This is a genomic window from Bacillus infantis (assembly GCF_008180445.1).
Classification (GTDB): Bacteria; Bacillota; Bacilli; order Bacillales; family Cytobacillaceae; genus Bacillus_AB; species Bacillus_AB infantis_B.
In genome coordinates, this window is the sequence record NZ_VTER01000023.1 from 1 (window position 1) to 10868 (window position 10868).

General features: G+C 45.5%; 9 protein-coding genes. 6 read left to right on the top strand and 3 right to left on the bottom strand.

The annotated features are described in order from the left end of the window. The coding region (locus FZD51_RS25070; protein WP_148977161.1) for a transposase at nt 1–487 on the top strand (487 nt) is incomplete at its 5' end. A 68-nt stretch (nt 488–555) separates the two neighbouring features. Here FZD51_RS25070 and FZD51_RS25075 read toward each other — a convergent pair. Further along, nucleotides 556–753 carry a hypothetical protein gene (locus FZD51_RS25075; protein WP_148977162.1) on the bottom strand — a complete coding sequence of 66 codons (198 nt, stop codon included), beginning with the start codon at nt 751–753 and terminating at the stop codon, nt 556–558. A gap of 192 nt (nt 754–945) precedes the next feature. On the opposite strand from FZD51_RS25075, the gene glgB reads away from it, so the two are divergent. From glgB to FZD51_RS25100, 5 genes are read left to right on the top strand one after another with little or no spacing between them, the layout of a single operon-like run. Then, nucleotides 946–2892, top strand: coding sequence for a 1,4-alpha-glucan branching protein GlgB (gene glgB, locus FZD51_RS25080; protein ID WP_148977163.1), 1947 nt, complete (start codon nt 946–948; stop codon nt 2890–2892). Then, nucleotides 2834–3979 carry a glucose-1-phosphate adenylyltransferase gene (locus tag FZD51_RS25085; RefSeq protein WP_148977164.1) on the top strand — a complete coding sequence of 382 codons (1146 nt, stop codon included), beginning with the start codon at nt 2834–2836 and terminating at the stop codon, nt 3977–3979. Before glgB ends, FZD51_RS25085 begins: the two co-directional genes overlap by 59 nt. Before the next feature lie 25 nt (nt 3980–4004). Continuing rightward, a complete protein-coding gene (locus tag FZD51_RS25090) occupies nt 4005–5033 on the top strand; it encodes a GlgC family sugar phosphate nucleotidyltransferase (RefSeq protein WP_148977165.1) in 1029 nt (342 codons plus the stop codon). Then, nucleotides 5030–6466 (top strand): glycogen synthase GlgA, encoded by a 1437-nt coding sequence (gene glgA, locus FZD51_RS25095; protein ID WP_148977166.1) that lies wholly within the window; start codon nt 5030–5032, stop codon nt 6464–6466. Before FZD51_RS25090 ends, glgA begins: the two co-directional genes overlap by 4 nt. 4 nt (nt 6467–6470) lie before the next feature. Next, nucleotides 6471–8879, top strand: coding sequence for a glycogen/starch/alpha-glucan phosphorylase (locus FZD51_RS25100; RefSeq protein WP_148977167.1), 2409 nt, complete (start codon nt 6471–6473; stop codon nt 8877–8879). Between the two features lie 63 nt (nt 8880–8942). On the opposite strand, the gene FZD51_RS25105 is transcribed toward FZD51_RS25100, so the two are convergent. Further along, entirely contained in the window at nt 8943–9701 is a 759-nt protein-coding gene (locus FZD51_RS25105) for a TraR/DksA C4-type zinc finger protein (protein ID WP_148977168.1), read from the bottom strand. A gap of 184 nt (nt 9702–9885) precedes the next feature. Further along, a complete protein-coding gene (locus FZD51_RS25110) occupies nt 9886–10818 on the bottom strand; it encodes a 1,4-dihydroxy-2-naphthoate polyprenyltransferase (RefSeq protein ID WP_148977169.1) in 933 nt (310 codons plus the stop codon). Nucleotides 10819–10868 lie beyond the last annotated feature (50 nt).

The window sequence follows — 10868 nt, forward strand, 5'->3', positions numbered from 1 at the left end:
AAGAGTTCAAACGGAATGGCATGATTATGACCGGAAGAAATGCAAGAGGGGTCGTCATGTATTCTATAAGAGGTCAGATAAGCTGACGGAAGAAGACAAATGGCTTCTTCGCAGGTACCTAAATATGTCCCCTGAATTAAAGGTGGCATATGAATTAAAAGAGCAGTTTTGTCGATGGTTTGACGAGGCAAAGCTGAATGGTGAGGAAAAGATCCTCCTAACTAAAGAGTCACTCTATAATTTTTACGAGGACGTTGCCCAGGCGGGCATTCCTGAGTTTATGAAAGCTGCCAAGACCATAAAAAACTGGCAAATCGAAATACTAAATAGCTTTAGCTATAACTATTCGAATGGTTTTTTAGAAGGCCTCAATAACTTAACGAAAGTCATGAAACGAAACGCATTTGGCTTTAGAAGCTTTAAGCGTTTTCGGGCCAAAATCTTATTAACTCATAAGTATAAAAAGTTGGGTGTGCATATTGGATAAGGGTGAAGCCCTTTGGACCTCACCCCAACATTTGACGTAGAACCTTTCTTTCACGCTTTGCTTGATGCTTAATCTGGAAGGTCTTCACTGTTTTGCAGCCGGTTTCCCGGATTATTTAGATCTATATCCGAAACGACTCCTGTATAAGGCCCCCGGAACATATCTCCTGTGGCCAGAATTTTTCCATCTGCAGGACCGAACAGCGGCAGCTTTCCTTCGGCAGCCTGCCTCTCCCGTAGGAGAAATTCTTCTTCTTGATTTGCCATCTTCATTCCACCCTTCATAAAAACATATGCTTATTATAGGCAATTCCCGTTAGAACCATTTCTATTTTCACAAAAATAATCGAATTATAAGAGAAAATATCGAAAAATTTAATTTATTTTTACAAGGTATTTTTACATTGAACACGAATATAAAAAAGAATGTCAATGAACTAAAATCTGTTGGAAAGAAGGATGGCTGTGAAAACGATGTTTCCCACCGACTATCAGATGCATTTATTTCATGAAGGCACCCTTTTTGACAGCCACCGTCTTTTTGGTGCCCACGTGATATTTAAAGATGGCAAGACCCTAACCAGGTTCGCTGTATGGGCTCCTAACGCCAAGGAAGTCAGGGTTGTTGGGGACTTTAACAGCTGGGATGGGGAAGATTTCAAATTACATAGAATGAATAATGAAGGGGTATGGCACATAGTAATTGAGAAGGATTTGGCAGGCTGCCTCTATAAGTATGAAATATTGACACAAGGAGGCACCAGGCTGCACAAAGCTGATCCATATGCCTTCTATTCTGAGAAAAGGCCAGGCACAGCTTCAGTTGTATGGCCGCTTGAAGGCTATGAATGGAATGACCAGTCATGGCTGAAAGGAAGGATGAAGAAAAATACCTTTGCAGAACCGGCAGTCATCTATGAAATGCATGCCGGAACGTGGAAACGGAAAAATGGCACCAGTCTGCTGAATTACAGGGAACTGGCGGATGAAATTGTGCCCTATGTCCTTGAACACGGGTTCACACATGTAGAATTGCTCCCTCTTGTCGAGCATCCGCTCGATGCCTCCTGGGGCTATCAGGGGACAGGGTATTTTTCTCCGACCAGCCGGTATGGGAAGCCGCAGGATTTCATGTATTTTGTCGATCAATGCCATCAGCATAACATCGGTGTCATCCTCGACTGGGTTCCCGGCCATTTTTGCAAAGATGCCCATGGACTCTATAAATTCGACGGAACCCATCTTTTTGAATATAAGAACGAGACGGATAGGGAGAATTATGTATGGGGTACTTCAAACTTCGACCTGGGCCGCAATGAAGTGCAGAGCTTTTTAATCTCCAATGCTTTATTCTGGCTGGAAACCTATCATATAGACGGGTTCAGAATGGATGCAGTTTCTAATATCATTTATTGGCCCAATTCCCATGAACAGCATCAGAATCCGTATGGAATTGAGTTCCTCCGCAAGCTCAACAGCACTATAAGGGAATATGATCCCTCCATTTTCTTAGCAGCTGAAGATTCATCCAATCTCCCTCAGGTGACCTCTCCTGCCCATTATGGAGGCCTGGGCTTTCATTACAAATGGAATATGGGCTGGATGAATGACGTACTGGCATATATGGAAACCAGTCCAGAGGCGAGGTCTGGAAAGCATGGCAATATTACATTTTCACTCTTATACGCTTTCAAGGAAAACTTTATATTGCCTCTCTCCCATGATGAAGTTGTACACGGAAAGAAGTCTCTCCTCAATAAAATGCCGGGGGATTATTGGAGAAAATTTGCCCAATTCCGGCTGCTCCTGGGCTATATGATGGCACATCCCGGTAAGAAACTGCTGTTTATGGGCTTTGAAATCGCCCAATTTTCAGAATGGAAAGATTCAGAAGGGCTTGACTGGAATCTGCTGGATTATGAGATGCACCAGAAAGCAAACAGGTATACAAAGGATTTGATACGGCTTTACAGGAGATCCAGGCCCCTATTTGAACTGGACCATCTCCAGGAAGGCTTTGAGTGGATTGATGCAGATAACCTGGAACAATCGATTTTCTCTTTTGTCCGCTTCAGCGCTGCCGAGGGTGAACATCTTATTGCAGTTTGCAATTTTACAGCCGACCCGTATCGGAATTTCAGGATCGGAGTGCCGCATGCGGGAAGCTACAGGGAAATATTCAACAGCGATAAGGAGGAATATGGGGGATCCGGCTGGACCAACAAAAAAGTTGTCAAAACAGAAGAACTGGAATACCACGGCCGGCCTTATTCGATTCAAATGGCTATCCCGCCGTTTGGCATTACTATTCTGCGTCCTGTTAAACATCGAAAGGAGAGGAAAGGAAATGGCAAAGACAAAATGTGTGGCAATGCTGCTGGCAGGGGGAAAAGGGTCAAGGCTTAACGCTCTGACTGAGAATCTTGCAAAGCCAGCTGTACCATTTGGAGGCAAATACAGGATCATTGATTTCACCTTGAGCAATTGCACAAATTCAGGGATTGATACAGTAGGGGTTCTGACCCAATACCAGCCTCTTGTACTTAACTCTTATATCGGGATAGGAAGCGCCTGGGATCTGGACAGAATGAACGGAGGGGTAACCGTTTTGCCGCCATATGCCGAATCTTCAGAAGTCAAGTGGTATACAGGCACGGCGAGTGCAATATTCCAAAATATAAACTATCTTAAACAGCATGAACCTGAGTATGTGCTTATCCTGTCAGGTGATCATATCTACAAAATGAATTATGACCTGATGCTTGATTATCATATTGAAAAGAACGCTGATGCTACCATTTCCGTTAAAGAAGTTCCCTGGGAGGAAGCCAGCCGCTTCGGAATCATGAATACGAACGATGATCTAAGCATTGCTGAATTTGATGAAAAGCCGGAGAATCCAAGAAATAATATGGCTTCGATGGGAATTTATATATTTAAATGGGACGTACTTAAAGAATATCTGGAACTGGACGATCTGGATAAGGATTCCTCGCATGACTTCGGAAAGGATATCATTCCAAAGCTTCTGAATGACCGCAAAAGGCTCTATGCCTATCCTTTCAGCGGTTACTGGAAGGATGTGGGGACTGTGCAGAGTCTTTGGGAAGCCAATATGGATTTGCTGGATGACGATTGCCAGCTGGATCTGAATGACTATTCCTGGAGGATCTATTCTGTTAACCCCAATCATCCGCCGCAATATATCGCACCGATGGCGGAAGTGGATGAATCCATGATCAATGAAGGCTGTGTTATTGAAGGCGAAATTTATAAAACGGTCCTCTTTCAGGGAGTAGAGGTAAAAGCGGGTTCGATTATAAAAGAGTCGGTCATTATGCCGAATGCTGTGATCGGAAAAAATGTCTTTATTGAAAGAGCGATTGTTCCGTCCGATATGCACATACCGGACGGAACGGTTATCAGAGATGATGAAAATGAGGGTGAAATAATCCTGGTGACAGAGGAAATGATCAAGGAAATCCATTCATAGGAATATAAATCAGGAGGGGATATAGTTGAATAAGAGATTGCTGGGCGTTATAGATGCAACAACCTACCATGAAGGATTGGAAGAACTGATAGTCCACCGCTCTCTTGCGGCAGTGCCCTTTGCAGGCCGCTACCGGTTGATAGATTTTGTTCTCTCGAGCATGGTGAATTCAGGGATTGCCAGTGTGGCCATTTTCCCTAAATTTCAATACAGGTCACTGATGGACCATCTTGGTTCAGGAAAGAACTGGGATTTGAACAGGAAAAGAGACGGCCTCTTTTTCTTTCCATCTCCGCTCCTTGATGGGCCTAGGCAGGGGGTAGGGTCCTTCAATCATTTTGCAGCCAACCTTGATTATTTCTACCGCAGCAATCAGGAATATTCCCTAATAGCAAATTGCTACACTGTTCTTAATATGGACTTTCGGCCGGCCCTTGAGAGGCATATCCAATCCGGATGTGACATTACGGAACTCAGGCATAATGGAAGATCGCTTGAAATGTATCTTGTGAAGACATCCCAGCTGATCGAATTCATCGAAAACAGAAATGAAACAGGCTATTCCTGTATGAGTGATATAGCTGCCGACCTGAACCATGTTTATAAGGTATGTGCGTACGAATATACAGGGCATGTTGCGAGGATCGACTCGATTGAAAGCTACTATCTGGCAAGCATGAGCATGCTTGAACCCGAAACCTTCAACAAGCTGTTCCGTAAAGATCAGCCAGTTTATACTAAGGTAAAGGATGAGCCGCCTGCGAGGTACCTGAAAGGCGCAGGGGTGAAGAACAGCATGGTGGCAAACGGATGCCTTATAGAGGGAACGGTTGAAAACAGCATCATCTCCAGGGCTGTCAGAATTGGGAAAGGATCAGTTGTGAAAAATTGCATCATTATGCAAAAATGCCAGATCGGAGAAAACTGCATATTGGATTCAGTCATCATCGACAAAGATGTCAGAATTGAATCAGGGACTGTCATGGAAGGTTCTCCTGTGCATCCGATCGTAATCCGGAAAGGAACTATACAAGGGGCGCTGATGAATTCATGAAAGTCTTATTCGCTGTATCTGAATGTGTGCCATTCGTCAAATCAGGGGGGCTTGCCGATGTGGCAGGCTCCTTGCCGAAAGAATTGAAAAAGCTGGGAACGGACGTAAGAATCATCCTGCCAAAGTATGGGAGCATACCGGAAATTTATAAGAAGAAAATGAAAAAGGTCAGGGAGTTCAGCATTTCCGTGGGCTGGCGAAACCAGTACTGCGGGATCGAAGAGCTTGTCCATGACGGTGTCATTTTTTATTTTGTCGATAACGAGTATTATTTTTTACGGGATCAGCTTTACGGATATTTTGATGATGGAGAAAGATTTGCTTACTTCAGCAGGGCTGTCCTGGAAAGCATGAGAGAGCTTGATTTCTATCCTGATATTATTCATTGCCATGACTGGCATACAGGCATGGTCCCCTTCTTGCTGAGTGTCCAATACAGTCACACAAAGGAATATGCTTCTATAAAAAGCGTGTTTACCATTCATAATCTTCAATTCCAGGGCATCATGCCAAAAGAGGCGCTAAGGGACTTATTCGGCCTTGATGAGCTTTGTTTTAATGCAGAGCAGCTCGAATTTTATGGCTGCATCAATTTTATGAAGGCGGCCCTTACATCTGCCGATAAAATTACAACCGTCAGTCCTACCTATAAAGCTGAAATTCAGAATGAATATTATGGAGAGAAGCTTGATGGGCTGCTGAGGATGCGGGACGGTGACCTGGCCGGCATACTTAATGGGATTGATGCTGATTTTTATGATCCGGAAAATGATCCTATGATTGCTGCGCCGTTTAATGTGAATTTATTAACAAATAAAGGTAAGAATAAACGCAGCCTTCAAAAGATGGCCGGCCTCCCGGAACAGCCAGAAGTGCCCATTATTGCAATGATTACCAGGCTGACGAGCCAAAAAGGCCTTGATCTTGTAAAGCGCGTCTTCCAGGAGCTGATGTCAGAGGAGGTACAATTCATTGTCCTTGGCACCGGAGAAGATGAATTTGAACAGTTCTTTGCCGGGATGGAGCGGGAATATCCGGAAAAGGTGAGAGCCTACATACGCTTTAATGAGGAGCTTGCCCATAAAATATATGCAGGCGCGGATTTATTCCTGATGCCTTCAAAGTTTGAGCCGTGCGGCCTCGGACAGCTGATCGCCATGAGGTACGGGACAATTCCAATCGTCAGGGAGACGGGGGGATTAAACGATACAGTCCATTCATATAATGGGGAGGCAGGAGAAGGAAACGGCTTCTCCTTTACTAATTTTAATGCCCACGATATGCTCTATACCATCAATCGGGCCATTTACTTTTATAGCCGGAAAGAAGAGTGGAAAGAGCTGGTCAAGAGGACGATGAGCCTGGATTACAGCTGGGCCCAGTCTGCGTTCAAGTACAGCAAGCTTTACGAAGGGCTTGTTTCAGGGGAGTGAGAGGATGTTTTCGGATAAGGAAGAGTTCAAGGAAGTCTTTTTGACAAGGCTTGAAATGACCAGCGGAAAAAGCTTTCCTGACAGCACGAAGCGCGATCAGTACCAGACCCTCGGACATATGGTGAGGGAATATGTCAGCATGAACTGGATCAACACCAATGAGCGCAGCAGGATGATCAAGCAAAAGCAGGTCTATTATTTTTCCATTGAATTCCTTCTTGGGCGGCTGCTGCATAATAATCTGCTCAATCTCGGCATTCATAAAGTCGTTGAGGAGGGGCTGCAGGACCTTGGCATTGAACTGGGCGGGCTAGAAGAGTCAGAGCCTGATGCGGGTCTGGGGAACGGCGGGCTTGGCAGGCTTGCTGCCTGTTTCCTGGATTCCCTTGCATCGCTCGATCTGCCAGGGCATGGGTGTGGTATACGCTATAAACATGGGCTTTTTGAGCAGAAGATTGTCGACGGATACCAGGTTGAGCTGCCGGAACAGTGGCTGAGGCATGGAAACGTCTGGGAAATAAGAAAGGCGGATTCTGCAGTGGAAATCCCTTTTTGGGGAAGGGTGGAATGCAGTGAGGAGGAGGGCAGGCTGGTTTTCAGGCACCTGCCTGGCGAGACGGTTACTGCTGTTCCGTATGATATGCCGGTAGCAGGTTATCAAACTGAGACAGTCAATACATTAAGGCTCTGGAGTGCAGAGCCTTCTCCCTTTCCCCAGCATAAAAACATCATGCAATATAAAAGGGAAACAGAGCTGATTTCGGAATTCCTGTATCCGGATGACACACATGATGAAGGAAAGATCCTCCGTCTTAAACAGCAGTATTTTCTTGTGTCAGCAAGTATCCGGTCGATTATAGAGTCCTTTAAAAAGCAGCATGGAAATATGAAGGATTTCAATCAGTTCATCAGCATCCACATAAATGACACCCATCCGGTCCTTGCCATTCCGGAATTGATGAGAATTCTTGTAGATGAAGAAGAGATGGCCTGGGAGGAAGCATGGGAGATTACGGTTTCAACCATTTCCTATACAAATCATACGACGCTTTCCGAAGCATTGGAAAAATGGCCGATCCGCCTGTTTCAGCCTCTTCTTCCGAGAATCTTTATGATTGCGGAAGAAATCAACAAGCGGTTCTGCCTGAAGCTGGAGGAAAAGTACCCCGGTGATTGGGAGCGGATCCGGTCAATGGCCATCATCTCCGATGGAGAAGTGAAAATGGCGCATCTGGCCCTTGCCGGAAGCCACAGTGTCAATGGAGTGGCGGCTCTTCATACAGAAATTCTTAAACACAGGGAAATGAAACAGTTTTACGAATTGTATCCCGAAAAATTCAACAATAAAACCAATGGCATTACACACAGACGGTGGCTGCTGAATTCCAACCCCCGCCTTGCAGGCCTGATCTCAGAAGCCATCGGTCCCGGCTGGATAAAGGAGCCCCAGCGCTTGGGAGAGATGGCCCAATTTGCTGAAGACAGCAGTATGCTCCTGGAGCTTGAGCTGATCAAAGAGGAAAATAAACAAAGGCTTGCCCGCCGGGTCAAACAGCAGACAGGCCTTTCCATTGATACGTCATCTATTTTTGATATCCAGGTAAAAAGGCTTCATGCCTATAAAAGGCAGCTGTTGAATGTGCTTCATATTATGCATATGTATAATAGGATCAAAGAGGGGGATTCCTACATTCAGCCCAGAACTTTCATATTTGGTGCTAAGGCGTCTCCAGGCTATTATTATGCGAAAAAGATCATCAAACTCATCAATACAGTTGCTGAAAAAGTGAATAATGACCCGGCTGCGAATAAGCTCATCAAAGTCGTATTTCTTGAAAATTACCGGGTATCACTTGCCGAAGAAATTTTCCCTGCTGCAGATATCAGTGAACAGATTTCCACTGCCAGCAAGGAGGCATCAGGAACGGGCAATATGAAGTTTATGATGAATGGGGCACTGACCGTCGGTACTCTGGACGGCGCCAATGTAGAGATACTGGAAAGGGTTGGGGAAGAGAATATTTTCATTTTCGGGCTGGCTGCCGAAGAAGTTCTCCGTTATCAGCAGAATGGTGAATACCGGTCAATGGACTATTATCATCTGGATAAAAGGATCAGCACCATCATCAATCAGCTTACCAATGGATTTTTCCCTTATGCCGGGGATGAATTTGAAAGCATCGCGGATTCGCTGCTGATGCATAACGATCAATATTTTGTCCTCCGCGACTTCGATTCCTATGCAGCCATACAGAAACAGGCTGCTAATGCCTATGGAGACCGGCTTGGCTGGCAGCGGAAAAGCCTGATGAATATAGCCGCATCAGGTCATTTCTCCAGCGACCGGACCATTCGTGAATATGCCGAAGAAATTTGGCAAATCCAGCCGGCAGCAAGCCATTCATCTAAATAAATTCAGCAGACGAAACAAAAGGCCTGGTCATCCCCAGGCCTTTTGTTTGCCGTTTTTCAGCTGTCATTTGTTTTCCTTATCCTCCAGATAGCTGTCCCCTTTTTTATAAGGGACTTTGCCGAACGGCGCATCCAGATTTTCATCTTCCAATTCCTGCTGATATTGCTCTTCTGTATCCGAGCGGACAACCGTTCGATTTTTCCCTTCTATATCAGTCGCACTGAAGGTTTCGTATTCTTCCGTGAATCCATCATCATTATGATCCGTATCATACAGACTGTTATAATCCTTATGCTGACCGTTGAAATCGGACGGTGTTTCGGAGGTGCCATAGCTGGCAGCCTGTTCAAAGCTGTCCTGTTCATCATTAATGTCTTTGTAATCATCAAAATTAAAATGGTTGTCATGATTGGGACTCAGAACGTCTTCCTCTGCAGGCCGGTCTGATGCAGGATGCTGAGAAGGAGCATGGTCAACACAATATAAAGCCGTTGGGACTGCCTCAAGTCTTTCAAATGGAAGGTCCTTTCCGCACTCCCTGCAATTTCCGTAAGTGCCATCCTCAATTGCCTGGAGGGCTGTGTTCACTTTATCCAATTCCTCGTTCTGATGCTCTTCGATTGCCTGATCTTTCTCCCTTTCAAAAAGCTCAGTGCCCGCATCGCCGGGGTGGTTATCGTACATCGAAAGTTCACCGACTGTATCCCTTGCGCTTTCATTGTCAAAGCGGCTGTTCGTATCACTGTCCAGCTGTTCTTCAATGGTCCTCTTATCTTCTTCCAGCTGAGACTTCAGTTCGTTGATCTGGTCCTTTGTAATCATTGTTCCACATCCTGTTCCATTAGTAGTATTTATTAGAATAAAAGGCCGTTTCCGGCTAAAGAGACAGTTGCATGCAGGCCCATTTGCCTTGCTTAGAAATTACCCTTTATTCAGCCAATGAAACATGGCGGGCTGACCGCAAAAAAAGCCTTCTGCACAGTGCAGAAGGCTATGATATCCATTTTTAGAGCAAATATCCCAGAAACAGGCCGACAGACAGCAGAAAACCGAAAATGGTGTTCGTCTGAGCGGTAGCCACCATGGCAGGCATCATTTGGGCCGGCTTTGTTTTGCCGATGAAGCCCTTTGTTGCCTTCACAGCCTTTGGAATGCTGAGAGCGACAATGGCCAGCCAAGGAGAGATATAGCCTGCAGCTATCATTGCGAATATCCACATATAAGAAATGGTGAACATGATCCCAAGGAAGTATATTGCCTTGTCCCTGCCGAGCAGAATTGCCAGGGTCTTCCTGCCAAATTCCTTGTCTCCATCCAGATCCCTGATATTGTTGGCCATCAGGATCAGCCCGACGAGGATGAAAATAGGAACTGAAATCATCACACTAAGCGTGGTAACTGTGCCTGTCTGGATAAAGAAGGATATGAGGATGATCATCATTCCCATAAAGAATCCTGCTACAATTTCCCCAAATGGCGTATAGGCAATCGGGAAAGGGCCTCCAGTATACAAATAGCCGGCTGCCATACAGACAAGGCCTACCGCGGCAAGCCACCAGCTGCTGTTCATGCAGATATAAACGCCAAGGAGCAGCGCGATGAAATAAAGGGCAAAGGCAAGCTGAATCACTGTCTTCGGTTTAATCCCTTCACGCACGATGGCGCCGCCGATCCCAATGGATTCAGCTGTATCAAGGCCGCGCTTAAAGTCAAAATATTCATTGAACATATTCGTAGCCGCCTGGATCAGAAGGCTGGCCACGAGCATGGCCAAGAAAAGGCTGAAGCTGATATCTGTTGTATCTATTGCCAAAGCAGTGCCCAGCAGGACGGGCACAAAAGCTGCCGTCAAGGTGTGCGGCCTGGTTAATTGCCACCAGACTCTCCATCCGCCCGATTTCATGGCAGGCGAAGGATCGGGATGCGTTTGTGGTTGCATTTTTGACTCTCCCCTTAATATATTCTTTGTATAACAAACCTTTATATTTT